Source organism: Paenibacillus sp. DMB20, from assembly GCF_000987955.1.
In the GTDB taxonomy this organism is placed as follows: Bacteria; Bacillota; Bacilli; order Paenibacillales; family Paenibacillaceae; genus Paenibacillus_AQ.
On the sequence record NZ_LAZU01000012.1, the window covers coordinates 141,667 to 167,112 of the forward strand.

Annotated in this window: 24 protein-coding genes; 21 read left to right on the forward strand and 3 right to left on the reverse strand. The window is 51.2% G+C overall.

Annotated features, from left to right (window positions below; translation table 11 throughout):
• Window positions 1–177: 177 nt before the first annotated feature.
• The 15 genes from XI25_RS04335 (at window position 178) to XI25_RS04405 (ending at window position 19,002) form a co-directional block, all read left to right on the forward strand.
• On the forward strand, window positions 178–1,518 hold the full coding sequence (locus XI25_RS04335; protein WP_046677522.1) for a GTP cyclohydrolase IIa: 1,341 nt from the start codon (window positions 178–180) through the stop codon (window positions 1,516–1,518).
• Window positions 1,519–1,899: 381 nt separating this feature from the next.
• Window positions 1,900–2,916, forward strand: coding sequence for an NAD-dependent epimerase/dehydratase family protein (locus XI25_RS04340; RefSeq protein ID WP_046677523.1), 1,017 nt, complete (start codon window positions 1,900–1,902; stop codon window positions 2,914–2,916).
• Complete coding sequence (locus tag XI25_RS04345; protein WP_046677524.1) at window positions 2,917–3,987, forward strand: dihydrodipicolinate synthase family protein; 1,071 nt, start codon at window positions 2,917–2,919, stop codon at window positions 3,985–3,987.
• Window positions 3,988–4,042: 55 nt separating this feature from the next.
• Entirely contained in the window at window positions 4,043–4,726 is a 684-nt protein-coding gene (gene sdaAB / locus XI25_RS04350) for an L-serine ammonia-lyase, iron-sulfur-dependent subunit beta (RefSeq protein ID WP_046677525.1), read from the forward strand.
• Complete coding sequence (gene sdaAA / locus XI25_RS04355; protein WP_046677526.1) at window positions 4,727–5,665, forward strand: L-serine ammonia-lyase, iron-sulfur-dependent, subunit alpha; 939 nt, start codon at window positions 4,727–4,729, stop codon at window positions 5,663–5,665.
• Window positions 5,662–6,564, forward strand: a complete 903-nt coding sequence (locus XI25_RS04360; protein ID WP_046677527.1) for a Gfo/Idh/MocA family protein — start codon at window positions 5,662–5,664, stop codon at window positions 6,562–6,564. Before sdaAA ends, XI25_RS04360 begins: the two co-directional genes overlap by 4 nt.
• Before the next feature lie 96 nt (window positions 6,565–6,660).
• Window positions 6,661–7,722 (forward strand): Gfo/Idh/MocA family protein, encoded by a 1,062-nt coding sequence (locus XI25_RS04365; protein WP_046677528.1) that lies wholly within the window; start codon window positions 6,661–6,663, stop codon window positions 7,720–7,722.
• A gap of 37 nt (window positions 7,723–7,759) precedes the next feature.
• Entirely contained in the window at window positions 7,760–8,641 is an 882-nt protein-coding gene (locus tag XI25_RS04370) for a sugar phosphate isomerase/epimerase family protein (protein WP_046677529.1), read from the forward strand.
• A gap of 519 nt (window positions 8,642–9,160) precedes the next feature.
• The gene (locus tag XI25_RS04375) at window positions 9,161–10,774 is read left to right on the forward strand and encodes an extracellular solute-binding protein (RefSeq protein WP_046677530.1); all 1,614 of its coding nucleotides are present in this window, start codon (window positions 9,161–9,163) and stop codon (window positions 10,772–10,774) included.
• Window positions 10,775–10,863: 89 nt separating this feature from the next.
• Window positions 10,864–11,832, forward strand: a complete 969-nt coding sequence (locus XI25_RS04380) for an ABC transporter permease (protein WP_046677531.1) — start codon at window positions 10,864–10,866, stop codon at window positions 11,830–11,832.
• Window positions 11,833–11,888: 56 nt separating this feature from the next.
• Window positions 11,889–12,704, forward strand: coding sequence for a carbohydrate ABC transporter permease (locus XI25_RS04385; RefSeq protein WP_082112202.1), 816 nt, complete (start codon window positions 11,889–11,891; stop codon window positions 12,702–12,704).
• Window positions 12,705–12,769: 65 nt separating this feature from the next.
• Window positions 12,770–15,004 (forward strand): helix-turn-helix domain-containing protein, encoded by a 2,235-nt coding sequence (locus XI25_RS04390; protein ID WP_046677533.1) that lies wholly within the window; start codon window positions 12,770–12,772, stop codon window positions 15,002–15,004.
• 19 nt (window positions 15,005–15,023) lie between these two features.
• The gene (locus XI25_RS04395; protein WP_046677534.1) at window positions 15,024–16,022 is read left to right on the forward strand and encodes a zinc-dependent alcohol dehydrogenase; all 999 of its coding nucleotides are present in this window, start codon (window positions 15,024–15,026) and stop codon (window positions 16,020–16,022) included.
• A gap of 86 nt (window positions 16,023–16,108) precedes the next feature.
• Window positions 16,109–17,683 (forward strand): FAD-dependent oxidoreductase, encoded by a 1,575-nt coding sequence (locus XI25_RS04400; protein WP_046677535.1) that lies wholly within the window; start codon window positions 16,109–16,111, stop codon window positions 17,681–17,683.
• Window positions 17,684–17,970: 287 nt separating this feature from the next.
• On the forward strand, window positions 17,971–19,002 hold the full coding sequence (locus XI25_RS04405) for an alpha/beta fold hydrolase (protein WP_046677536.1): 1,032 nt from the start codon (window positions 17,971–17,973) through the stop codon (window positions 19,000–19,002).
• A gap of 105 nt (window positions 19,003–19,107) precedes the next feature.
• Here XI25_RS04405 and XI25_RS04410 read toward each other — a convergent pair whose 3' ends face one another.
• The gene (locus tag XI25_RS04410) at window positions 19,108–19,704 is read right to left on the reverse strand and encodes a hypothetical protein (RefSeq protein WP_235439652.1); all 597 of its coding nucleotides are present in this window, start codon (window positions 19,702–19,704) and stop codon (window positions 19,108–19,110) included.
• Window positions 19,705–19,715: 11 nt separating this feature from the next.
• Window positions 19,716–20,132, reverse strand: coding sequence for a hypothetical protein (locus XI25_RS04415; RefSeq protein ID WP_046677537.1), 417 nt, complete (start codon window positions 20,130–20,132; stop codon window positions 19,716–19,718).
• Between the two features lie 474 nt (window positions 20,133–20,606).
• Here XI25_RS04415 and XI25_RS04420 point away from each other — a divergent pair, with 474 nt between their 5' ends.
• On the forward strand, window positions 20,607–20,828 hold the full coding sequence (locus XI25_RS04420) for a sulfurtransferase TusA family protein (RefSeq protein ID WP_046677538.1): 222 nt from the start codon (window positions 20,607–20,609) through the stop codon (window positions 20,826–20,828).
• On the opposite strand, the gene XI25_RS04425 is transcribed toward XI25_RS04420, so the two are convergent.
• Complete coding sequence (locus XI25_RS04425; protein ID WP_235439654.1) at window positions 20,825–21,697, reverse strand: LysR family transcriptional regulator; 873 nt, start codon at window positions 21,695–21,697, stop codon at window positions 20,825–20,827. The genes XI25_RS04420 and XI25_RS04425 overlap by 4 nt on opposite strands.
• A 169-nt stretch (window positions 21,698–21,866) precedes the next feature.
• Between XI25_RS04425 and XI25_RS04430 the strand changes: the two genes are divergently transcribed.
• The 5 genes from XI25_RS04430 to XI25_RS04450 all read left to right on the forward strand — a co-directional run bounded on the left by XI25_RS04430 (window position 21,867) and on the right by XI25_RS04450 (window position 25,253).
• The gene (locus tag XI25_RS04430; protein WP_046677540.1) at window positions 21,867–22,556 is read left to right on the forward strand and encodes a YeeE/YedE thiosulfate transporter family protein; all 690 of its coding nucleotides are present in this window, start codon (window positions 21,867–21,869) and stop codon (window positions 22,554–22,556) included.
• A 73-nt stretch (window positions 22,557–22,629) separates the two neighbouring features.
• Window positions 22,630–22,857, forward strand: a complete 228-nt coding sequence (locus XI25_RS04435) for a sulfurtransferase TusA family protein (protein WP_046677541.1) — start codon at window positions 22,630–22,632, stop codon at window positions 22,855–22,857.
• A gap of 35 nt (window positions 22,858–22,892) precedes the next feature.
• Window positions 22,893–23,441 (forward strand): YeeE/YedE thiosulfate transporter family protein, encoded by a 549-nt coding sequence (locus XI25_RS04440; protein WP_200901381.1) that lies wholly within the window; start codon window positions 22,893–22,895, stop codon window positions 23,439–23,441.
• Window positions 23,442–23,620: 179 nt separating this feature from the next.
• Window positions 23,621–24,847, forward strand: coding sequence for an FAD-dependent oxidoreductase (locus XI25_RS04445; RefSeq protein WP_046677542.1), 1,227 nt, complete (start codon window positions 23,621–23,623; stop codon window positions 24,845–24,847).
• Between the two features lie 169 nt (window positions 24,848–25,016).
• Complete coding sequence (locus XI25_RS04450) at window positions 25,017–25,253, forward strand: DUF6953 family protein (protein WP_046677543.1); 237 nt, start codon at window positions 25,017–25,019, stop codon at window positions 25,251–25,253.
• Window positions 25,254–25,446: the final 193 nt, after the last annotated feature.

The window sequence follows — 25,446 nt, forward strand, 5'->3', positions numbered from 1 at the left end:
GCTTACGGGGAAGTTCAAGGGCAGGCGGCGATGAAGCCGAGGGCGATCAGGCGGTGATCAAAACGCGTCATGCTGGGTGCTTGCCAAATTGCGGCGAGAAGGTATGATTTAGGTAGAGGCTGCCGCCCACTGGCGGCTGCAGCGCATGAGGGATAAACGATCGGGAGTGAGTGTTCAATGACGGATCAGAATCAAAAACTTGTCCAGCAAATACGTATCGGAGTGATTGGGCCTCAGACGGTAGTGGATAAGATTATGCGGGTCATTGAGACGTTTCCGTCGTTTGCTCCGGTACCCCTTATCTTTAAGCATGAAGATGAGGCTCCCGCCCTGGCCGGGCAGCTCGGAGGGGAAGTTGAAGTGCTTATCCTTTCCGATCCGCTGGCGCACCGGAAGGTGAAGGAGCAGGTGATTCTCCCCATTCCCGTTCATCACGTGCCGGTGACGGATGCCGGTTTATATAAAGCCCTCTTTTTTGCCCTGCATTCCTGCAAGCTGGAGGGCGGCGTTTCCGTGGATACCCTGACGGAAACGATGGTCAGGCGTACGCTAAAGGATATGGACATGAGCGAGGTGGCGGCATCCATATATGACGGTCCGGCTTATTCTTCCAAGAACCAGCTTGCGGATTTCCATGAGGCCAATTATTTGGCGGGAAAATGCTCGATTGCCTTCACCGGCCTGGAATCGGCCGCGCTTGAGCTGACCCGCAGGGGCGTGCCGAACGCATGGCTGATGCCTTCCGATCAGGATATCATCGTCTCGCTGGAGAGAGCTTTGCTGTCTACGGCATCCCGCCGCAGCAGAGAGGGGCAGATCGTGGTCGGCATGATTAATGTCGACGACTTCGGGACGCAAGCGCTGAAACGCAACAACGAGCATGAGGTTCAAAAGCTGAAGCTCGATATCCACCGCATGGTGCTGGATTACGTGGAATCCCTTGACGGCTATCTGACCCATATGGGCGGAGACGAGTATTTGTTTTTTACGACGCGGGGCATTTTCGAAAGGGAAACCGGAGGGTACAAGACGATCCCCCTTGCCAAGGACGTCAACAAAACGCATGGCATATCCCTTAGCATCGGGATGGGTTTCGGCCGTACGGCAAGCGCCGCGGGCACCAACGCCCGGATCGCCATGAGAAAGGCCAAGGAAGCCGGGGGGAACGCTTGCTTTATCGTGCGGGAAGACGGGACGCTCATCGGACCGCTGGAAATGGCCGATCCGGTTCAGGACGTGCTGTCGTTTACCGACGCGGCTTTGATCAAACAGGCGGAGGATGCCGGCATGACGAGCGCCTATCTGAGCAAACTGCTTCATCAGCGGGCCCGGTTCGGCAAATACGAGTACAAAGTGCATGAGCTCGCCAATCTGCTGGACATCACGGTAAGAAGCGCCCACCGGCTTTTGCTGCTGTGGATCGACAACGGGCTGGTTGAAATTTCGGGTCTTGAGAAGGTGCCCCGCGGCCGGCCGCGACAAATCTTCCGGTTTGTTTTTTTGCAGAAGGAACTCTAAAAGGTTCGGCAGCGGCATAAAACATGTTTTATTTTACGCTAGGGTTAATCCCCTGGCTTTTTTTAAATCCGGATGCAGGGAAAAAGGGCAGGTTTTGGCGTTTAATGTACCGTCAAATTTTTCCTCCAGGCGTGGTTATGCAAGGATGGTGGAACAGGGGGTGTCCGTAAATTGGGACCCGCCCGAAGGTCATGCGTGCGGTGTTCCTTCCAGCCATGTTTATCTCGTTCTTGCCGCACTACACGTGGTCGCTTTCCTGTTATCCTCTTGCAATTCGGCCGTAAAGAGAGCATTCTAATTAAAGACGATTTAAAGATTTGTCTTTATATATGAACACTCGTTATGATGAAGAGGAAAGTAATCATAAGGAGATGATTGAACTTGAAAACCGTAGCGGAATTAGAAGCAAAGCTGGCCGAACCGTCAAAAGCATTGATTGCCGATTTAAGCAAGCTCGAAGGGGATATCCTGATTCTCGGAGTCGGGGGGAAAATGGGACCGAGTCTCGCAAGACTCGCCGCCAATGCCGTTAAGGAAGGAGGGTTGAAAAAAAAAATTATCGGGGTATCGCGGTTTTCGAATGCGGAAGCCAGACGGGAACTGGAGGAAGCGGGCGTAGAGACGATTTCCTGCGACTTGCTGAATGACGAGGAGCTTCAGAAACTGCCTGAAGCCGCCAATGTGATCTACATGGCGGGAAACAAATTCGGCACGACAGGACGTGAGTATTTTACTTGGGCCATGAACGCCTATCTGCCGGGCCGCGTGGCCGAGAAATATAAGAATTCCAGAATCGTGGTCTTTTCCTCGGGCAACGTGTATCCGTTTTCATCGGTGGGCAGCGGCGGGGTGAACGAGTCCGTATCTCCGGAGCCGATCGGCGAATATGCACAATCCTGTCTTGGCAGGGAGCGCGTGTTTGAGTATTTTGCCCACCAGAACAGCACCCCGATGACCATTTACCGTCTGAACTATGCGATTGACATGCGTTACGGGGTGCTGCTGGAGCTGGCCAAAGCAATCAACGAGGATCGTCCGATCGACCTGACGATGGGGCACGCGAACGTGATCTGGCAGGGAGACGCGAATGAAATGGCGCTGCGCTGCCTGAAGCATTGCGGCACGCCGCCGGAGATCATCAACATTACCGGGCCGGAGACGATGTCCATCCGCTGGGCAGCCACAGAACTGGCGAAACGCATGGGCAAGGAAGCGAAATTCGAGGGCGTGGAGTCCGAAACCGCCCTGCTGAACAATGCGACCAAGTCCCACCAGTTGTTCGGCTATCCGAAAGTATCTCTTCTCCAAATGATCGACTGGACGGCGGAATGGGTACTTGCCGGAGGCGATACCTGGAACAAGCCGACGCATTTTCAGGAAAGAAAGGGGAAATTCTAAGTGAGCCAGAATAATTTATTATCGCGCGAAAAAGCAAAAGCGCTTGCCGAAGGCTTGGTTATCCCCGCGCACCCGCTGGCCCTTAATGCGGACCGTAAGCTGGATGAGCGACGCCAGCGCGGGTTGACGCGTTACTACGCGGCTTCCGGCGCAGGCGGCATTGCCGTTGGCGTTCACTCGACCCAATTCGAAATCCGGGACAAGGGTATCGACCTGTATGAGCCGGTGCTTCGTCTGGCAGCCGAAGAAATCCAGCGCGCGAACCTGGATCGGCCGTTCATTATGGTCGCGGGCGTTTGCGGACCGACCGAGCAGGCGGTAAACGAAGCCAATATTGCCAAAGGCCTTGGTTATGATGCAGCACTGCTCTCGATGGGCGGGCTTGCCGACATGAGCGAGCAGGATATATTAAAGAGGACCGAAGCGATCGCGCAGATCATGCCGGTGATCGGCTTTTATCTGCAGCCGTCCGTGGGCGGTAAAATTTTCAGCTTCGATTTCTGGCGCCAATTTGCGGAAATTCCGAATGTCGTGGCGATAAAAATGGCACCCTTTAACCGTTACCAAACGATTGATGTGGTCCGCGCGGTTTGTTATTCTAGCAGACGGGATGAAATTTCTTTGTATACGGGGAATGATGATAATATCATCAACGATCTCCTCACGACCTATCGCTTCAATGTCAACGGCGAAATCGTGGAGAAGCCGGTGATCGGAGGCCTGCTCGGCCATTGGGCCGTCTGGACCCGCAAAGCGGTGGAACTGCTGGAGGAAATCAAGCAGGTTCGCGGCACGGGTGCCATCCCGGCGGAATGGCTTACCCGGAATGTCGAGGTGACGGACAGCAATGCGGCATTTTTCGATCCGGCCAACCAGTTTCACGGCTGCATTCCGGGCATTCATGAAGTGCTTCGCCGTCAGGGTTTGCTCGAAGGCACTTGGTGCCTGAATCCGAACGAGACGCTGTCGCCGGGGCAGTCTGAGGAGATTGACCGGGTTTACAAAGATTATCCTCATCTCAATGACGATGAATTTGTAAGAGAGCATTTGGAACATTGGCTCGCCGACTAGACTAAACTACAATACAAGCGAAAAAAAACGAATGAGAAGAAACGGGGGAAACGCTGTGCGTTTTAAAGATGTGTTTTCGATTATTGGACCGAGTATGGTAGGACCGTCCAGCTCCCATACGGCGGGCGCCGTTCGAATAGGCAGGGCGGCGCGGCGCATTTTTGGAGCGTTTCCCGAACAAGCGGAAATCGTGTTTTACGGCTCATTTGCGGAGACGTACCGGGGACACGGGACCGATCTGGCGGTCGTCGGCGGTTTGATGGATTTTGCAACGGATGACATGCGGATCCGCAATTCGATCGAATTGGCCGAAGCGGCGGGAATGAACCTGACGTTCAAGACCGCCCAGAACGTCGCCTACCACCCCAATACGGTGCTGCTGAAGCTGAAGGAGGCGGACGGCCGGGAGGATATCATTCTCGGGGCTTCCATCGGCGGCGGCAACATTGAGATGCTGGGCATCAACGGGTTTGACGTTAAATTTACGATGAATTATCCGGTGCTTCTCGTATTTCACAAGGATACGCCCGGGATGGTCGCCCATATCAGCCGCATATTGGACAGCGGTGTCGTGAACATCGGCTATATGGATGTGGACCGCAAGGGGAGAGGCGGAGAAGCGCTCACCGTCGTGGAAACCGATGAGGCGGTGCCGCAGGAGCTTATCGAGCATATCCGCGGTTTATCCAACGTCCATCGGGTTGTATTCGCGGATCTGACCACAGAGGAGGTTTCGTAAATGAAGTTCTCAACCCTAAAGCAGCTGACGGAATGCTGCCGCGAGGATGGAGTCTCGATCGGACAGCTGATGCTGTCGGAACAGGCCAAGGAAACCGGCAAAAGCGAAGAAGAAACCTTTAAACTCATGGCTGATTATTACGGCATCATGAAGGAAGCCGTACGCCGCGGAATCCACGAACCTGTGCCTTCCCGCAGCGGCCTAACCGGCGGGGATGCGGTCCGCGTCAGCGACTATATGCTGAGCGGCGTGCCGTCCCTTGGCATTGAAGCCTGTACGGCGCTTGCGTATGCTTTGTCCGTATCGGAAGTGAACGCCTCGATGGGGCGGATCGTCGCAACGCCGACGGCAGGTTCCTGCGGCATCATCCCGGGTGTTTTCGTCAGTGCCCAGGAACGATTCGCCTGGGAAGACGAGCATCTGGTCATGGGGCTGTTTGCGGCCGGGGCGATCGGGTACGTCATTGCCAACAACTCCTTTATATCCGGTGCGGAAGGCGGATGCCAAGCCGAGGTCGGATCGGCCATCGGCATGGCGGCGGGCGCCTTGACGGAGCTTCGCGGGGGAACGCCGGAGCAGGCGGTGCATGCCGTCGGCCTTGCCCTGAAAAACTCGCTCGGTCTCATCTGCGACCCGGTGGGCGGACTTGTGGAAATTCCGTGCATCGTGCGAAACGGATTTGGTGCCGTAACGGCACTCGCCGCGGCCGATATGGCGCTTGCCGGCGTCCGCAGCGTGATTCCGTCCGATGAAGTCGTCGGCGTCATGCTTGAGGTTGGAACGGCGATGCCGGCGAAGCACCGGGAGACCGCCAAGGGCGGGCTTGCCCAAACGCCTACGGGGAAGAAGATCTTAAAGGATCTGTACGGAAAGGAAGGCAAAAAAGTAAGGGAGAAAGGTGCCAAGAGCACCGAAAATAAGGAGGATGGAACGAAGTGAGTTCTCTTCGGATCGGCCTTATCGGGCTCGACACTTCGCATGCGCTCGCCTTTACCCGGCTGCTGCATGATGCCGGGGACGCCTACCACGTTCCCGGCGCCGTGGTGGCTGCCGCTTATCCCGGCGGCTCTCCGGATTTCCCGCTGAGCATTTCGCGGGTGAACGGGTTTACGGAAGACATCCGCGGGCAATACGGCGTGCCGATTATGGAAACCCCCGAGGAGGTCGCGGAAGTCTGCGACGCCCTCATGCTGCTGGCGGCTGACGGAAGGGCGCACCTGGAGCTGTTCCGCAGAATCGCTCCTTATCGAAAGCCGGTATTTATCGATAAGCCGCTGGCATTGCGTTCCCTGGAAGCCGAGGAAATCGCCCGGACCGCTGAGCGGAACGGCATTCCGGTGATGAGCGCCTCCTCCCTCCGTTACGCTCTCAGCCTCACCCGGGAGCTGGAGAGGGAAGGAGCGGAACCGGTCCTTGGAGCTGATGTCCATGGACCTATGGAGATCGAGAGCACGCAGTCCCATTATTTTTGGTACGGGATCCATTCGGCGGAGATGCTGTTTTCGGTCATGGGACCGGGATGCCGGGAGGTGTCAGCGATTTCTGCCGAATCGCACGAGCTGATTACAGGCACGTGGGAAGACGGGCGAATCGGTACCGTGCGCGGCAACCGGAGCGGGAATTTTTCGTTCGGGGCGCTCATCCATCGCAAGAATGAAAGCGCTTATGTGGATGCCCAAGGATCCGGAAAGCCGTTTTACGCCGATCTGCTGGAGCGGGTGATGGTTATGTTTACAACCGGGAAGATCGTTCTGCCCATTCAGCAGTCGGTCGAGGTCATCCGGTTTCTGGAGGCGGCGGAAGAAAGCCGGAGAACCGGCCGCCATGTAGCCATGTAGCTTATTTAACGCCTTTATTCATATCATCGTACATTCGTTTTCGTTATATTGCGTTTTATGACATAGAAGAAGATTCAATTTGAGGAGGATACGACCATGGGGAAATTGAAGATCGGTGTCATCGGAGCGGGTTCCATCTCCCAATTTCATTTGGGGGGATATAAAGCCTATCCGGACACGGAAATTTATGCTATCTGTGATTTGAACGAGGATCGTGCGCGGAAAAAAGCCGAAGAATTCGGAGCGGCGAAGGTTTTTACGGATTATCGCGATCTGCTGGCCCTGCCGGAGATTGATGCCGTCAGCATCTGCACCTGGAACAACTCGCATGCCGAGATCAGCATCGCCGCCCTGGAAGCGGGCAAACACGTGCTTGTCGAGAAACCCCTGTGCAAAACGGTCGAGGAAGCGCTGCGCGTAGAGGAAGCCGTACGCAAAAGCGGGAAGATTCTGCAGGTCGGGTTCGTCAGACGTTATGCGGAAAACACGCGGATACTAAAAAAGTTCATCGATGCGTCCGATCTAGGCGGGATCTATTACGCGAAAGCCTCGTGCCTGCGGCGGCTTGGAAATCCGGGCGGCTGGTTTGCGGACGTGGAGCGTTCGGGCGGAGGCCCGCTGATAGACCTGGGCGTTCATATTATCGATATCTGCTGGTATCTGATGGGCAAGCCGAAAGTGGTATCCGTCACGGGCAATACGTACAACCGCCTGGGCAACCGTTCCAATGTGGAACATCTGTCCTTCTATCAGGCTGCCGATTACGATGCCTCCAAGAATACGGTGGAAGATATGGCCAACGCGCTCATCCGCTTTGATAACGGCGCTTCCTTGATGGTGGATGTCAGCTTTACGCTTCATGCCCAAAAGGACGAGCTTTCCGTGAAACTGTACGGCGATAAGGGCGGAGCCGAGCTTGAGCCCGAGCTGTCCATCGTGACGGAGAAACATAATACCATCCTGAATCTGGAGCCTCAGATCGATAACAAATCGTTTGATTTTATCGGCGCCTTCAACAATGAGATGGCCACCTTTGCGGAAAGCATCCGGGGCAGCAAAACGACGCTTAGCCCGGTGGAGGATGGCGTGGAAATAATGAAGATACTTTGTGCGATCTATGAATCCGCCGAAACGGGCAAAGAAATCGCATTTAAATAACGTGCGGCTAGAGAATAGGACCGGGGAGGGTTCATACATGACGAAACTAACGAATAAAATCGGCGTCATCGTCGACAGCTTCGGCATCGGGGTGCGCGAAGGCTTGAAAAAAGCGAAGGACGTCGGCGCGGAAGGCGTGCAAATCTATGCGGTGAAAGGCGAGATGGATCCGGCTGTTCTGACAAGCGAAAACAAAAAGGAACTGAAATCGCTGCTGGACGGGCTGGGCCTTGAAATTTCCGCCCTTTGCGGGGATCTGGGAGGCCATGGCTTCCAAGATAAAACGGTAAACGCCGAGAAAATCGAAAAATCAAAACGCATTCTGGACCTGGCCGTTGAGCTGGGAACCAACGTCGTGACGACGCATATCGGAATCGTGCCGGATGACAAGAACAGCGAGGTTTACAGCGTGATGCAGGCGGCCTGTGAAGAGCTGTGCCAGTATGCAAGCTCCATGAACGCTTACTTTGCCATCGAAACGGGACCGGAGCCTGCGGCTCACCTAAAGGAATTCCTGGACGCGCTCTCCGGCAAAGGGGTATCCGTCAACTTTGACCCGGCCAATATGGTAATGGTAACCGGCGACGATCCGGTAAAGGGCGTACATATCCTGAAGGACTATATCGTGCACACCCACGTAAAGGATGGCGTACGCAACCGCGATGTGGTGGATCCGCGGCTCGTTTACGGGGCGCTCGGTTTTGACGGCATGGACCACGAGAAGGTGGCTCAGCTCGTAACTTCCGGGGAGCTTTTCGCCGAGGTTCCGCTCGGCGAAGGCAAGGTGGACTTCGATGCCTACTTCCAGGCTTTGAACGACATTGGCTATAAAGGCTATCTGACGATCGAAAGAGAGGTCGGGGATCAACCGGAAGCGGATATACGAAAAGCGGTTCAATTTATCCGAAAATATCGCTGATTTTTTCCGAAATGAGCTCTTATTCTTTTTTACCTTTCATCCCGTACCTTAATCGGTTTTCAAACCTTTCATGGCCAGGATAGATCCATAATAAGAAATAGAGCGTTTTGATCGAGGGATTTCACGCCGAAATCCCTCTTATTTTTTGTATTTCTACCGCTTTAGGTTTTTCTACACGCTAAAAACCTTGATTTTATGCGGTTTTTCCGAGGTGACCATGAAAATTGCACCTGAAACGACAGGCCGGGGAAATCCAATTCTTTACCGGAACTGAAAGCGCTTTTATGATGTGGGTGGGTAGAAATAAACGGATTCCGCAAACGATGCAAAGCGCTTACATTTTATGTATTTCGCTCTGCCGAATGTTAAATCCGACCTGAATTGAAAGGGGGTAATGAACCGAATTTCCAGGTTCCTGATGAACAGGTTATAAGAAATTGCTGGAATGAAATACGGGGGTTACTCAAACGGCTTCAATCACGATTCGCATTTTCAGACTATTTATAGGGAGGAACAAACATGTCTAAGAAGTGGTTAAGTATGGCATTGGTTTTAACCTTGTTCTCATCGCTGCTTGCCGCCTGCGGCGGAGGCGGTAAGGAGGCAGCTCCTGAGAAAAACGAAAATACCCCATCGACTGAAACGGCAAAGCCGGCAGACCCGAACCAGTATGGCGATACAGGCGGATTGACGCTTCCGCTGGTCGATAAGCCTACCAAAATTACTTGGATGCTGCCGAGCGACAAAACCGATCTGAACACGTCGCTGATCGCCAAAGAAATAGAGAAGCGCACGGGGATTACGGTTGATTTCCAGGCCTATTCCAAGGCAACCTTTCAGGACAAGTTGAGAGTGGTTGTGGCTTCGGGCAAGCTGCCGGATATTTTTCACGGTTTGAAGCCGAATGAGCTGAAGAAAATCGGCAAGCAAAATGCCGTTGTGGCCATTAATGAATACGCCGATAAACTCCCGAACTTCAAGAAATTATACATGGAAGAAAATCCGTGGGTGCTTACCTCTTACGGGGACGAAAAGGGGAATTTGTATTCGTGGCCGATTCACAACCTGAATCGGGACGTAAACCATGGCTTTATGTACCGGAAGGATATTTTTGACGAATTGGGCATTAAAGAATGGACCAACACCGAAGAATTCTATCAGGCTTTGAAGGCTCTGAAAGAAAAGTATCCCGATTCCTATCCTTACGCTTCCAAGAACAAAGAATTTATTTTCCGCGATTGGTCGTATGGTTGGGGAATCAGCGGCGCGAACTATCCGGTGTACTTTGATGAGTCCGCCAAGGTTTGGAAATTCGCGAGCATTCAGCCTGAGCATAAAGAGATGCTGGACTTCATGAAAAAACTTTACAACGAAGGATTGATGGATCCGGAATTCCTGACCGATACCCAGGAAAGCTGGACGTCCAAAATGACGACAAGCAATAAAGCGTTTGTAACGTACGACTGGATCGGGCGTCTTGACATGTTCTACAACCAGATCAAAGACACGAACCCTAAATACGATTTGAGATACGGAAATCCTGTGGGACCAACCGGCAACGGCATGAGCCTTCCGAAAATCGATGCCAGCTTCGGCATCGCCGTAACGAACAATGAAAACAAGGAAGCTGCTTTGAAGCTGCTGGATTATCTGACCAGCCCATCCGGCGCCACGCTCGTTACCATGGGCGTGGAAGGCGAAACCTTCAAGATGGAAGGCGACAAAGTCGTATATCCGGAACTGACCGATGTTCCTCTGGTGGATATCAGCGTGCTTGAGGACAGATACGGCCTGTGGCTGGAGGGCATGTACTTGAACCCTGACAGACGCAGCGTTTACTACAACTTCACCGAGAAGGAACAGGAAGCTCAAGACAAGCGTTTGAAAGCGAACAGCTTCGAGCCGCTGGATCCGGTATTGAACTTCACGGATGCCGAATCCGCCACGATTGCCGAGCTTCAAGTGAATCTCGAGAAAAGCGCCAACGAGTTCAACTCGAAATATGTCCTGAACAAAGACTACGGGGACGCGCAATGGGCTGAATGGCAAAAAACAGCCGCCGCTCAGGGCGCCGACAAAATCGTCGAGATTTTCAACGCCGCACAACAGCGTTTTGACGCATCCGCAAAATAAATGTGCGACCCAATTAATTCGTAAATATAGGGTGACGGCAGCATTCGGCCTCGGCCGGGTGCTGCTCATCATCTAGAGGAGGCAACATCATGGCACGCGCCGGCATCGAAACAGGCAAGTCAACGCCACCCAAAAAGGCGGCTGCAGGCCGCAAGCTAACGGCATTTCAGCACATGAAGCGCGACAAACAGCTGCTGATTCTGTTTATTCCGTGCTTTTTGTTTTATCTTATCTTCCGTTACGGTCCTTTGTACGGCATGCTTATCGCGTTTAAGGATTACAGCGTATTTACAGGCATTATGGATAGCCCTTGGGTAGGATTCAAGCATTTTTCCAACTTTTTCAACGGTCCGGACTTCTGGCTTCTGTTCAAGAATACCCTTACCTTGGGCGTGCTTTCCCTTATTTTCTCATTCCCGTTCCCGATCATTTTGGCCGTATTGCTGAACGAAGTACGGCTTAAGTGGTTCAAGAAATCGGTGCAGACGATCAGCTATCTGCCATCATTCCTGTCCGTGGTGATCATCAGCAGCATGCTGATTGACTTCCTGTCGCCAAACAACGGGATTATCAACCAACTGCTCGCTGCAATAGGCTTTGAGAAAAAATATTTCCTTATCGACCCGGATTGGTTCCGTCCGGTGTATATCGCTTCCGACATTTGGACGAATACCGGATACGAGGCGATTATTTACATGGCTGCCATCGCAGGCATCAGCCCTTCGCTGTACGAAGCGGCCAAGGTGGACGGCGCCAAGAGACGCCACATGATTTTCAAGATCACGATTCCGGCCCTGATGCCGACGATCATCATCATGTTCATCCTGAAGACCGGCCAGATGCTTCGCATCGGTTATGAAAAGGTGCTCCTTCTCTATAACCCGATGACCTACGAAGTGGCGGACGTGTTCTCTACCTTCGTTTACCGGAAGGGCCTGCTGGAGGCGAACTACAGCTACGCCGCGGCTGTCGGATTGTTTGAAGCCGTTGTGGCCATGGTCCTGCTGCTCTCCTCGAACTTCCTCAGTAAAAAGATCGGAGGGAAAGGTCTGTGGTAACCAAAAAATTGAATCTCAAAAACATCTCGCTGTTCTCTGTTGTTAACGGCATCATCATGCTGTGTCTATCGGTCGTGATCCTGTATCCCATCATTTATATTACGGCCGTTTCCTTCAGCGACACGGCATCCGTTCTGCAAGGCAAGGTCACGCTGCTTCCGAAAGGCTTCAATCTGGATGCGTATGCACAGGTGCTTAAAGACGAACGGATCCCGCGCGCATATCTGAATACCATCTTCTACACAACGCTCGGAACAACGATCAACCTGCTGATGACCGCAATCGCGGCCTATCCTTTGGCACGCAAGGACTTCTTTGGGCGCAAATTTTTCTTGCTGGCCATCGTGATGACGATGTTCCTGAACCCCGGCATCATTCCGAACTACCTGATCGTTCAGGAATTGGGGCTGATTGACAGCGTTTGGGCGTTGGTGCTGCCTAACGCGATCTGGACGTTTGAATTGATCATTCTGAAAAGCTTCTATGAAAACATGTCGGAAGCGCTGCGCGAAGCCGCCGTGGTGGACGGCGCGTCGGAATACCGCATTTTGTTCCAGATCATGATCCCGCTTTCCAAACCGGCACTGGCCTCGATCGGCCTGTTCTACTTCATGGGACATTGGAACAGCTTTTTCATCCCGCTCATTTACCTGAATGACGCGACCATGTATCCGCTTCAGGTCGTCCTTCGGGATATGCTGATCTTTGCGGACAGCAGCAACAACACGAATCTCGTCGACGCCGCAGCGCTGGCTCCGCAGGCCATGAAGAACGCAACCATCGTGCTTTCGATGATTCCGGTGCTGCTCATTTATCCGTTTGCGCAGAAGTATTTTGCCAAAGGCGTTATGCTAGGTTCCGAAAAAGGGTGACGTAGAGCCTGCTTGAGTATAACATGGTGTTTATAGAAGGGATGACATCAAGAGAGGTGATCCATTTGAATCGATTGATCGCTAACAGAGGACTTCTACAAATCTTCTTCGCTCTGCAGCTGGTCGTCGGCATCATGTTCATATTCAACTATATCGTATACAAAAATTCGATTTCCGGAATATACGAAAAAGTGACGGAAAACAACAGGATGGTGATTAAAAACATCATCCAGTCGTTCGATACCAGCTTCTCTTCGATTAACAATCTGATGTTTAACATCCATGCGCTGCCTTACGAGCAGATCATGGACAGCGACGGCAAGCCCGATATGGAGAAGGTGCTGTCCCTGCAGGACAGCCTGGCCCGGATGGTAACGACCATGGACTTTGTGGAGGATGCCATCATTACTTACGATTACAAAATGGCGATCACCCCGCGCGGAACGAGCAGCATGGAGGCGCTGTTTGACCGGAAATATACAACGAATAAATACAATTCCGCTTTCTGGAACCATTTTATCCGTTCGGAGCATGATTTCACCGTGTTTCCGGCGGAAACCTATACGGAGAGCATAACGGGCTACAAACGGAATCTGATGGTAGCGGTCGACAGCAGCAAAATCAGGATGTCCAACAAAAAGCTGATGGTCATGATCGACGTGAACAAGCTGCTGAACAGCATCGACCTGAAGGCGATGATTCCGGGGGCGTCGCTAATCGTGCTGGACGCGGACCGGAATATCATTCTCAGCACGGAAAAGGATCTGGATTTGGTTGAAATCCTGAACGATGTCTATTTCAATCCGTCCAGCGAAGCCTCCCTCACGCATGAGAACTTCGAGTATAATTTTTACAAGTCCGACTACAACGGGTTTATTTATATCAACAAGCTTCCATACAAATTCCAAAACATCGATTCGGTAACCGATGCGAACCAGTGGATCATGTACGGAGCGATCGTGCTGACCGCCGTTATGTCGGTTCTGCTTAGCATCTATCTTTACAGGCCGGTCAAGAACATTCTGCATCTTCTCGGCGGCTCCAATGTGAAGGGCAACGATTTTGTCAAAATCCAGAGCGGAATCATCAAAATGCAGAGGGAGAACGAGTCGCTCAAGAATCAAATGGGCCTTGTGAACGCCGAAATCCGAAGGGGCGTGTTCCTGCAGGCGCTGGACGGGTACGCGCATTCGAGGGAATACGAGATGCAGATGCAGAACCATTATGCCTATCTGTTTCAGCGCAGGCATTTCGTATTGGCCTCCATCCATCTTCAGCCCTTGGACGGCAACGAGCTTCCGGAGCTTTCCGTGGAAGAGATCACGGAAATGATCGGGCATGGAATTCAGGAGAGCCTGGAGCATGCGGTCGTTTTTCATGAGGACCATCTGAAGTTTCTCGTCCTTATCGGGATCGAGCAGCCGTCGGAGCGAAAAAAAGCGCTGAAGCGGTTCGAAGGCTACGTTCGTCAGGCCGAGCACGATACCTTCGCCGGTTTTAAGCTGTGGGGCTGCGTCGGCCGCGTGTTCGAGTCCCAGATCAGCAACTGCCGGGAAGCCTATGAGGAGTTGCGGAACGGCTTTCTCTACCGCAGCGTCAACACGAAGGAATCGGTGACCGATACGGAGGCGATCCGTTTTGTTCCGGACATACATTTTCCGTTTCATAAAATGGATAAATTGTCGAACTGCCTGATGACCGGGAAGACGGACGAAGCGATGGATATCGTTGATGAAATTATTGATGAGAATGCTTCTTTGCGCGTTCATTTTCACCAACTGCTGCATATTGCGCAGACGATGTTCTTCATCATGCTGAGACAGGCCGATGCATCGGAAGAAAGCCGTCAAGAGCTGTTCCGCCTGGAAACAGAGGTGATGGGCCGGCTGCAGCGGGCATATCATCACCAGGAGATTCGCGAAGCGCTGATGGAGGGACTGCGCAGGGTAGCGGCGATGCGGAATTACGATCCGAAGAGCAAGCTGAATCCGGCTTTTATTTCCCAATATATTGAGCTTCATTACATGGAGAACCTGTATCTGGATCATATGGCGGAAGTGCTGGATACCAGCTCCAAGTATTTTTCCAACTACTTCAAAAAAACGTTCGGCGTGAACTATGTGGAGTACCTGAATAAGGTAAGACTGTCGCACGCCCGGGAGTATCTTAAAAATACGGATCTCAGCATTGCCGAGATCGGGGAGAAAACAGGCTTTACGAACTCTTCGACATTTACGACAACGTTTAAAAAATATTGCGGCGTATCGCCGAGCGAATATCGCAAGAAAACCGTGAACTAGCGGACAGGAGGAGCCATGCATGAAAGCAGTTACAACGCAGTACGGGAAGGTTAACGTGGCAGAGATAGAGAGTCCTTCCCTGCCGGCGGGCCATGTGCGCATCCGCACCGAATATTCGGCCATCAGCCCCGGAACCGAGATGACGTTCATTCATTCGCGATCCGAACAGCCGGCGGTTATAGGATACAGCGCGGTCGGCATCATTACGGAAATCGGCAAGCAGGTGACCGGCCTTCAGGTGGGGCAGCGCGTCGCCTGCTACGGGGCGCCTTTTGTGAGGCATGCCGAAGAGCTTGCCGTTCCGTCCAATTTGACCGCGCCGGTGCCAGAATCCGTTCGGCCGGAAGAGGCGGCTTTTGCCGGCCTCGGAGCGATCGCGATCCATGCCCTGCGCGTGGCCGACCTCCGGTTCGGGGAGTCTGCCGTTGTCGTGGGACTTGGCATCTTGGGGCAGATCATTGCCCAAATCGCCTCGGCGGCAGCCTATCAGGTTCTTGGCTATGATCTGAACAAGGACCGCGCGGCCGCGATGAAAAGGCATATCGTGCATGTGCATGACAATCAGGAAGAGCTTGAACGGAGCATTCCTTCCGTTACAGGCGGCCATGGAGCCGATAGCGTCATTTTGTGCGCCGGCGGTCCCGGGGAGGAGCTTATCAATTCCTCGCTGAAGTGGATCCGGGATCGGGGGAAAATCGTCATCGTCGGCGATTTGACCATGAACTTCGCCAGAGGGCTGATGTTCGGCAAGGAGGCGCAGGTGCTGATCTCGCGGGCCGGAGGCCCGGGGAGGTATGACGCCGGCTATGAGCTTGAAAACAAAGACTACCCCATCGGATATGTGCGTTGGACGGAGGGACGGAATATTGCGGAATTCATCCGTCTCCTTGAGGAAAAACGGATTTCCATGGAGCCGCTGATTTCCCGGATTGTGCCGATCGATCAGGCGCAGGACGCTTATGATCAATACGGTCCGTCTTCCACGATTATGGGTACGGTCTTCAAATATGACAGCTAAATAAGGCCAACAAAAAAAGGGGCTGCAAAATCCCCGTTCCCGGGGAGCGAGACGCGTTTTGCAGGTCCCATGGAGGTGTCGGTACGATGGTGCTTCATCACAGTGCAGATATCGTGATTATCGGCGGCGGCTTGGGAGGCTGCTCGGCTGCTTTGGCTGCCGCCAAATCCGGCAAACGCGTTATCCTGACCGAAGAAACCGACTGGATTGGCGGGCAAATTACAAGCCAGGTCGTTCCGCCGGATGAGCATCCGTGGATCGAGCATTTCGGATCCACGGCCAGCTACAGGGAGTTTCGGACCCGCGTGCGAAATTATTATAAGGAGCACTTTCCGGTAACTCCGGAATCGCGCGCCGCCATGAATTTCAATCCCGGTAATGCCATGGTCAGCGCGGTGGCCCATGAGCCGAGGACCGCCTTGGCGGTGCTGCGGGACATGATGGCGCCGTATATTCACAGCGGCAGGCTTGTCGTGATGACCGAGCATGTGCCCGTAAAGGCGGAGACGGACGGGGACGACGTAACGGCTGTGCACGTGCGCAATAAGCTGACCGGCGAGACGGCGGTGTTAACCGGTACGTATATTTTGGATGCGACGGAAGAAGGAGACCTGCTGCCTTTGGCGGGCGTGGAGTATGTGACGGGCTCGGAATCCAGGGAAAAAACGGGGGAACCGCATGCGCTTCCGGGAGATGCGGATCCGCAGGATATGCAGGCGCTGACTTGGTGTTTTGCGATGGATTACCGCGAAGGCGAAGACCATACCATCCCTAAGCCGAAAGGCTATGATTTCTGGAAGGAATACCAGGCCGATTTCTGGCCGGATAAACAGCTCAGCTGGATGGGGCTGGTGCCGAACACGCTCGAGCCGGTTAAGTACAGCCTGTTCCCGGACGGGAAGTCGTTCTCGCTCTGGAAGTACAGGCAGCTGGTGGATCGGGACAATTTTGCCCCGGGAACGTTTGACGCGAACGTGACCGTGGTCAACTGGCCGGCGAACGATTACTGGCTGGGCTCCATTATCGATGTTTCGCCGGAGGAGCGGGAGTTGCATCTGGCACGGGCCAAGGAGCTGAGCCTGTCGCTGCTGTACTGGATGCAGACCGAAGCGCCGCGTCCGGACGGGGGCAAGGGGTACCCGGGGTTACGGCTGCGCCCGGACGTCACGGGCACGCCGGACGGCTTCGCCAAAATGCCGTACATCCGCGAATCCCGCCGGATCAAGGCGGAATTCACCGTGCTGGAGCAGCATGTCGCGGCGGATTGCCGTCCGGACGGCAAAGCGGAGGACTTTTTTGACTCCGTGGGCATCGGCTGCTACCGCATCGACCTCCACCCGAGCACCGGCCTGCGGACATATATCGATATTTCGAGCCTGCCGTTCCAAATCCCGCTCGGCAGCCTCATCCCGGTGCGGGTCAACAACCTGATCGCCGCCTGCAAGAACATCGGCACGACCCATATTACGAACGGCTGTTACCGGCTGCATCCGGTGGAATGGAACATTGGGGAATCGGCGGGCTATCTGGCCGCCTACTGTACGGAGCATGGGGTTAAACCGCGGGAGGTCCGCCATACGCCGAAGCATCTGGAAGCGTTCCAACGATTGCTTGCGGGCGCGGGAGTAGAGCTGAAATGGCCTGCCATTCATGCGGTGTAACAGATTTTTAGCGCACAAGGAGATCCATTTGAGGATCTCCTTGTTTAAAAGATAAGAAAGTATAAACTTCGGAGGTATGCCATCCTTATCTCGCAAGAAAAACTTCCGCTAAATGCGGTCTGTCTTCTGAGAAAGTACGTCGATAGACGTTTTTCGTATTTCAGCAATGGATGGACATCATTTCTTTAACTTGGATAAATATGTTACACTGACCTTTTGCGTCATAGATTTCAGTGCAGGACGATGTGTTTCCATATTCGTTCATCCAAGACTAGGGAGATGAGACTATCAAAAAGGTAAGAAAAGTTCTGCTTTATTTGGTATCAACGATTATTTTACTTGTTGGGGTAGCATTGATTTTTCCCACATGGACTCCTAAAATAGACGGCGCAAACAGCATAAGCGCACTCGAGCAAGTCGAAATTAATGGCACCGGCCATGAATTGATGATACGAGGTCAGGATCAGAATAATCCTATTGTAATTTTTGTGCACGGGGGTCCCGGTGTTTCGGAAATACCCTATGTGACCAAATACCAGGACCTATTGGAGAAGAATTTCACGATTGTCCGTTACGACCAAAGAGCTAGCGGGAAATCTTATCACTTTGGGGAAGATTATTCCAACCTTTCGACCGATCTATTAGTGAAAGATTTATTGGCTGTGACGGATTACATATCCACTCGTTTCAACCAAAAGAAGGTCATACTGGTCGGCCATTCCTTTGGAACATATATCGGCATGCAGGCTGCAGAGCAAGCTCCTGAAAAATATGAAGCCTATATCGGCATTGGACAGATGTCCAATATCTTAGAAAGCGAATTGGATGGTTTGAATTTCACGATTGATCAAGCAAAATTGAGCGGTAATACAACCGACGCCGGGTATTTGCAAGGGTTAACCGAAAAAGTTCAAAGCGGCGATATGTTAACTCCACGCCAATATGTTCGAAAATATGGTGGTGCTGCAAGACTGATCGATAATAATGAGGACATAAATCATGGTTTATTGTTCGGACCGGAGTATAACTTATTAGATCGCATCCGTTATATGCGCGGCGTATCCTATGTGCAAGAAATTTTAATAGGGCAAGCAATGGAAAAACCTCTGCCTACGATCATCACAAAACTAGATTTACCGGTGTATTTTATAATGGGACAATACGACTATATGACTTCCGCGAAAGCAGCCAAAACATATTTTGATCAGATTGATGCAAGTGAAAAGGAATTTATAACGTACGACCAATCCGCTCATTATCCGCAATTTGAAGAAAAAGAAAAATTCTCAAAGTGGATGGTGGATTCGTTCGCAAAATAAAAAATCGGGCTATCAAGAATTAATATCTTGAAGCCCATTTTTGCTGCAAGGTTTGTTAAGGAATGTCCGTTTAACGATGCTTAGAAAATGATTGATGAAATTGTTTCATTTGTTTTTATTACGCAATTCAAAAGATTCCTCGAAGCCGTCCCATTTTACGTTTACTTGGATCACTTCGTCTTCGCTTACCTTAGCCCCGCCTTTTGAACTTCCCTCCGACGTAAATACGGCTTCTTTTGGGGGTTCGGCGAATCGCTCGATGCGTTTGCCGTTTCCGCCTTTTGTTTCGTACGAGTACTCCAGTTTTTGAATGGGGGACAATTCTTCTAGAGGGCCTTTATATTTCAACGTAAATTTGTAACTGTCTTCATTCGAATAGGTTGTTCTCCGATCAACTTCTCTCCGTATTTCTGTTCCTTGATAGGCGTATTTGGCTTCCCAATGCTCACTTTCCCCAAAAAATTGATATCTATTGTTCGTATAGTCCATGATTCGAGGATATACAGAGCTGTCCATAATCCTTACTTTCTTGCTGGTAATGGCCTCTTGAAGCAATTGTTGTTTGTAAGCGATAATTCCGTTCCCTAAATCTCCTTGTTTAAGCTTCCTTTCGGAAACCAGTGCTTGCGATAAGTTTTGCTCCGACAAGATTTTCTGATATTGGGCAGGAGCGAAGTCGTTCCAATATTCTTCTTCTGTCATGTTCATGGACTTCATTCGTTTTTTTGTGTTTCCTGTATGGGTTTGGGCTGTTTTTTCAGAATCTCCCGCAATCTTAAGGCTTCCTCTTTTCCTTCATCCAAGGTGGCATAAACGCCTTTTTCCTTGGCTAACTGCAAGAATAATTCCTCCTGAATCAATTCCTCAAGAAGCAGTAAATCGGTCTGGGCAGGGGTAGCTTCGAAACTTTTGTATGCTTTATAATCTTCTAGCTCTTTGCTGGTAATTGCAGTAGAACCAACTTGAGCCATTACGCGCGGTTTCATTCGGCTATCAGCTGAATGTTGTTCCTGAATGATCTCCTCTTGGAGAGCCGGCGGTTCAGTGGCTGAAGACGACATCACTACTGCGCTAAGGACACCAGTAAGCACAAGACTTAAGACAACAGCTGTTTTTTTGTTCGGTTTCAATTAATTTAAAGACCTCCTTTCCGCCCGGACAATTTCATGTATGCTTAATAAATACAAAGTCAGACAATTCAGTGAAAAGTTACTCATATATACAACACATCGTTCGGTAAAATGTTACGCGCCCTAGGCGAGATTAATTCTAATTTGGAAGCTGTGCAGAAACCTAACGGACCTCAGAACCGCTATTTTTGCTATTAGAGCCCTTTTTAAAAGTCTTACGGACCCACGGATCCGTTAATTGAACGTTTCAGCTTGTTTTGCAACTCTAATCTCTCGTTAACGGATCCTATGTCCGTAAGCCCCGTCGATCTTAGAAAAAACGGGGATTCCCGGACCGGATCATGAGTCGTCCACATTTAGAAACGGGTGAGTTTTTTACTTGTTTGATCGATGCTTGTTCTTCATGATTAGGGTTACATGGAGGCCTACGGATCGCATCGGGGGACTTCCTCAACCAGAGAACGGAGGGAACTTATGATCAAAATCGACTGTTTGGGTGAAATCTGTCCCGTCCCTGTCATGATGCTGAAAAAACACCAAAAAGCTATCGGCGCAGGGGAAAGGGTCATGGTCATCACGGATCACAGCTGCGCGAAAACCTCGATATCGGACTACTGCAACAGCTCCGGTTTGAAATGCTCGATCGAGGAAGTGATCAACGGAGTGTGGGAAATCAGCATTCAAAAGCGACTTTAGCACAGCGTATCGATCAGCGTCTTTTCTATATATCGAAGCAACTGCTTGGTTTCGTGGTCGCACCGCTGATTCTGTTTTTTGATCATATAGACATCGTTGTATATTTGAAAATCGCGAATATGGATTACCTTGAGCTGTTTGCCGTACAGCTCTTTTTTGATGGACATGTAGGGAAGGAATGCAGCGCCATGGCCTTTGACGGCCGCAAGCTTAACGGCTTCAATGGAATCCAGGCTGTAAAGGATGTTCAGCTCGCCGTTCACGGCCCCATGAATGGCCTTTTGAACGCAGCCAAGCTGGGCTGGCCAAATCAGCGGATACCGAGAAAGTTCGCTGAGCGAAATTTCTTCCGGATAAAGGGTTGAACTGCTTGTCACCAGCATGACCTTGTCCGAGAAAACCTTATAGGAGTTCAGCTCGGGCCTGGATGAAGGCCCGCAAATAAACCCGATATCTCCGTCTTCGAGAAGAATATGCTCTTCTATAACGGCTGAGGAACCTTCGATTAAGGAAATATTGCACTGCGGGAAGTGTTTTTTTACCTCATACAGCGTACAGGGAAGAGCATAATTGCATACTTCGGGAATGGCGTAAATGGACAATGAGTGCCGGCAGGGCTTCAAATGCCGGATTTCCGTAACCATATCGTCGTACAGTTTGCAGATCTGAGCAGCGTACTTCTCGGCGATGATTCCCGCTTCCGTTAGATGGGCCCCTTTATTGCTTCTATGAAGAAGCTCCGTTCCAAGAGCAGTCTCCCAAGACTTCAATTGCTGACTAAGCGCGGATTGGGTAATATGTGATCTCTGTGCCGCCTTGGATATACTCTTCAGGGCAGCAATATCCAAAAATATTTTAAGCGCTTCCATATTCACGATACATTCCTCCGTTTGCCCGTCTTCAGCAATAAAGCTTTTTATTGCCAAAGCGCTATTAGTAAAACTAATACTGCATAAATAAAGCATATAACCACGCTTCCCGAAAGTATGTTACGATTTTCACATAGTTAAGGAAAACCGCAAACTGGAGGTGTCAACCATGGGACAAGCCATTCGTCCCGAAACGAAATCAATCCGAACCAGAGCCCCGAGAAAGCCCAAGAAAAGCCAGCTGCCAATCGCTTTGGCGGTGACGGCCCTCGTCATTGTTTCAGGTTTTTTCTTAAACCGGTACAACGATCAAATGGGGGTTTATCTGCTCTTCGGCATTTCGTTTGGCGTCATTTTGCAAAGATCGCGTTTCTGCTTTACCGCTTCGATGAGGGACCCTTGCATTACGGGCAGCACGTCGGTTACGAGAGCGGTATTAATCGCCTTTGCCCTGGCTACCATTGGATTTACGGCGATTAAGTATTCTTCGTATTTAAAAGGCGAGCCTATCCCGGGCATGAGCAACGTGAACCAGATCAGCTTTGCCTTGGTCATCGGAGCCATATTGTTCGGTATCGGGATGGTCATTGCCGGCGGATGCGCCTCGGGCACGCTGATGCGCGTCGGCGAAGGGTTTACGATGCAGATGCTTTCCCTCGTGTTTTTCGTCATTGGCTCGCTGTGGGGAGCGCATGATATGGGCTGGTGGCAGGCGAACGTCATCAAGGATTCGCCGGCCGTATTTTTACCGGATGTGTTTGGCTGGCTTGGAGCATTAATCGTTCAATTCCTGATTATCCTTTTGCTGTATATCGCTGCAGTCAAATGGCAGGAGAAGAAGATGGGCAGTGCGGAATAAGATTTGCTTTAATAAGTGAAATCATTCACAATAATTCGTTTGCAAAAAAATAATGTTAAAGGTGGTTATCAAGATGGCTGAATTTACGCTTGATTGTTTGGGAGAAGCTTGTCCGGTTCCTCTGATGAGAACGGAGAAGAAAATGGCTGAATTGAAAGTAGGGGACGTACTCATTGTCTCGATCGACCACAGCTGCGCGATGAAGAACGTTCCGGAGTGGGCCAGAAAGCAAGGACACAACGTTGAAATCGAAGAGGTTGACGACGGTGAATGGGAAGTCGTTATCGAGAAGACGAAATAAATCTGCGCAGGAATGAAAGGACGGTGTGTGAAGCGGTGAACGAATTCTGGTTGAAAATATCCTCGAACCGCTTTTACAAGCAACTGCTGAAAGAACCGTTTACTTATGTAACCGGGGCCGTACTCCTTGCGGTTTTTGCCACTGCGCACCTGGCCGTGTTCTCCAAAGGCTGGGGAGTCACGAGCGCATTTGCCGATTGGGGAGCATGGTTATACAAGCTCGTGGGCGGAAATGTCGATGACTGGACCTACTTCAGCTCGGAAAAAGCCCAAAAAACCTTGTCCTCCGGTTTTCTCAACGATGGCGGCTCGATCCGGAATATCGGGATTATCCTGGGGGCGCTGATGGCTACATTGTTCGCTTCTGAATTCAAGATAAAGAAGATTAAATCCAAAAAGCAGGTATTTGCGGCCGTCCTCGGCGGCTTGCTTATGGGCTATGGCGCCAGATTGGCTAGCGGATGTAATATCGGCGCTTTGTTCACGGCGATTGCTTCCTTATCCCTTTCAGGCTGGGTTTTCGGATTATTCCTGTTCGTAGGGGCGTTTATAGGCAGCAAATTACTGGCCAAGTTCTTTATGTAGGCGAGGGAAAGTTAAAGGCTGACGAAAGTCAGCCTGTTTTCAAGATATGAGAAAGTATAAGCTTCGAAAGACGCGGCTTCCTTATATCGCAAGAAAAACTTCGCTAAATGCGGTCCGGCTTCCTTGAAATGTACGTCGATAGACGTTTTTTTCATAAATATCAGATAGGGAGAATGGCAATGGAGAAGAAAATCGAACGGTATGATGTGGTCATCATCGGCGGCGGAGCGGCAGGATTAACCGCTGGAATATACTGTGGACGCGCGAGATTAAAAACCCTTATTCTTGAGAAATCCTTGGTAGGCGGACTCGCCACTTATACCAATGAAATCGAAAATTATCCGGGTTTTCCGGAAGGCGCGACGGGTACGGAACTGATGGGCTTGTTCCACAAGCAGGCCAAGAAGTTCGGCGTTGATTTTAAAATGACGGATGTAAAAGCCGTAACCGCGGCCGAGGATAAAAAAACGGTCGAAACCTTCCGGACGACCTACGAATGCAAAGCGATCATTGTCGCCAGCGGCGGAAAACCGAGGGTGACCGGAGCCGCAAACGAGGAACTGTTTTTATACGACAAAGGAATTTCCTTCTGCGCGACCTGTGACGCGGCGGCAAACACCGGAAAAACGGTCATGGTCATCGGCAGCGGGGATGCGGCCATCGAAGAGGGCATGTTCCTGACCAAGTTTGCGGACAAGGTGATCGTGTCCGTCATGCATGATCACGGCAAAATGGATTGCAACGAAATCGCCAAAAAACAGGCGCTGGAGAATCCCAAGATGGAATTCATCTGGAACACGGTGGTCGATTCCTTTGAAGGAGAGGGCCATCTGGACACCGTCGTGCTGAAAAATATGAAAACGAACGAGCTCCAAAGCGTCAAGGTGGATTCCTGCTTCCTGTTTATCGGATACATCCCGAATACGGAAATCCTGTCCGGAATCGTAGAGATGAACCGGAATGGATACATCCTCGTCAACGAGAAGATGGAAACGAATGTGCCGGGCATTTTTGCGGCGGGAGACGTGTGCGACAAGTTCCTTAAGCAGGTGGCTACGGCTGTGGGCGATGGGGCGATTGCAGGCTATGGGGCAGAGAAGTATATTTCCGAATGCGAGGTCTATGAAAACCAGATTCTGAATCATGGCCGTCCATCGGTCGTTTATTTATGGAACGCTACCGATGCGGATTGCCGTAAGCTGCTGCCCGTAATCGAACAATTTGAACAGTCCCATTCGCCGGAGGTACGGGTAACGAAAGTCGATGTATATAAATCGCCCGGACTGGCCGCCAAGCTGGGGATCGATGCCGTACCATCCATTGCGTATCTGGTGGACGGAAGCATTCAAACCGTCATCTCCGAAAATATCAATGAGCACTCTTTAAATGGTCTTTTATCTTCATGATGAACGCCAGCAAAGCCTTTCCGGTTTCCGGGAAGGCTTTGCTCATGAGCGGAGATTCTCCAACGTGTTTGCCCGTAAGTTTGTAATGCGTGGTCGTATTGTTTATATTTGAAGTGGTATGCAGGTTGTTTAGATCAATCAAGTGAAACAATTACAAGGAGGCAGCCTTATGGAAGCGACCGCGCAGGACGTGGCCGAGTGGATGGTGAAGGAAATTCGATTCACGGGCATCCTTCGGCAGGAAGATGCTATTGAATATGTGAAGACCCATTTCGGCGAACAATTCGTATTCATGAATGAGAACGGGAACCCGTCACTGTCCAAAGACGTGAAGAAAGCATTCCGGAAGCTGCACAGGGGACGGATCGCCTGGGACCGGGACGGCTTCATGTGGGCCTGGACCTGATGGATAGAATGAAAACCGTATGGCATGTGCATACGGTTTTTTAAGAGATTAGAAATAAACAAAACATCAGAGGTTTGCCATCCTGATCCCGCAAGAAAAACTTCCGCAATAAATGCGGTCTGTCTTCTGAGGAAGTACGTCGATAGAACGTTTTTTCTTAAGAGATAAGAAAGTATAAACAAAAGAGGATTGC

What these genes read in the sequence shown, in the direction of transcription:
- XI25_RS04335 (WP_046677522.1), top strand. Translation starts at nt 178, where the DNA reads ATGACGGATCAGAATCAAAAACTTGTCCAGCAAATACGTATCGGAGTG.
- sdaAA (WP_046677526.1), top strand. Translation starts at nt 4,727, where the DNA reads ATGAAGTTCTCAACCCTAAAGCAGCTGACGGAATGCTGCCGCGAGGAT.
- XI25_RS04365 (WP_046677528.1), top strand. Translation starts at nt 6,661, where the DNA reads ATGGGGAAATTGAAGATCGGTGTCATCGGAGCGGGTTCCATCTCCCAA.
- XI25_RS04370 (WP_046677529.1), top strand. Translation starts at nt 7,760, where the DNA reads ATGACGAAACTAACGAATAAAATCGGCGTCATCGTCGACAGCTTCGGC.
- XI25_RS04375 (WP_046677530.1), top strand. Translation starts at nt 9,161, where the DNA reads ATGTCTAAGAAGTGGTTAAGTATGGCATTGGTTTTAACCTTGTTCTCA.
- XI25_RS04380 (WP_046677531.1), top strand. Translation starts at nt 10,864, where the DNA reads ATGGCACGCGCCGGCATCGAAACAGGCAAGTCAACGCCACCCAAAAAG.
- XI25_RS04385 (WP_082112202.1), top strand. Translation starts at nt 11,889, where the DNA reads ATGCTGTGTCTATCGGTCGTGATCCTGTATCCCATCATTTATATTACG.
- XI25_RS04395 (WP_046677534.1), top strand. Translation starts at nt 15,024, where the DNA reads ATGAAAGCAGTTACAACGCAGTACGGGAAGGTTAACGTGGCAGAGATA.
- XI25_RS04400 (WP_046677535.1), top strand. Translation starts at nt 16,109, where the DNA reads ATGGTGCTTCATCACAGTGCAGATATCGTGATTATCGGCGGCGGCTTG.
- XI25_RS04410 (WP_235439652.1), bottom strand. Translation starts at nt 19,704, where the DNA reads ATGACAGAAGAAGAATATTGGAACGACTTCGCTCCTGCCCAATATCAG.
- XI25_RS04420 (WP_046677538.1), top strand. Translation starts at nt 20,607, where the DNA reads ATGATCAAAATCGACTGTTTGGGTGAAATCTGTCCCGTCCCTGTCATG.
- XI25_RS04425 (WP_235439654.1), bottom strand. Translation starts at nt 21,697, where the DNA reads ATGGAAGCGCTTAAAATATTTTTGGATATTGCTGCCCTGAAGAGTATA.
- XI25_RS04430 (WP_046677540.1), top strand. Translation starts at nt 21,867, where the DNA reads ATGGGACAAGCCATTCGTCCCGAAACGAAATCAATCCGAACCAGAGCC.
- XI25_RS04435 (WP_046677541.1), top strand. Translation starts at nt 22,630, where the DNA reads ATGGCTGAATTTACGCTTGATTGTTTGGGAGAAGCTTGTCCGGTTCCT.
- XI25_RS04445 (WP_046677542.1), top strand. Translation starts at nt 23,621, where the DNA reads ATGGAGAAGAAAATCGAACGGTATGATGTGGTCATCATCGGCGGCGGA.
- XI25_RS04450 (WP_046677543.1), top strand. Translation starts at nt 25,017, where the DNA reads ATGGAAGCGACCGCGCAGGACGTGGCCGAGTGGATGGTGAAGGAAATT.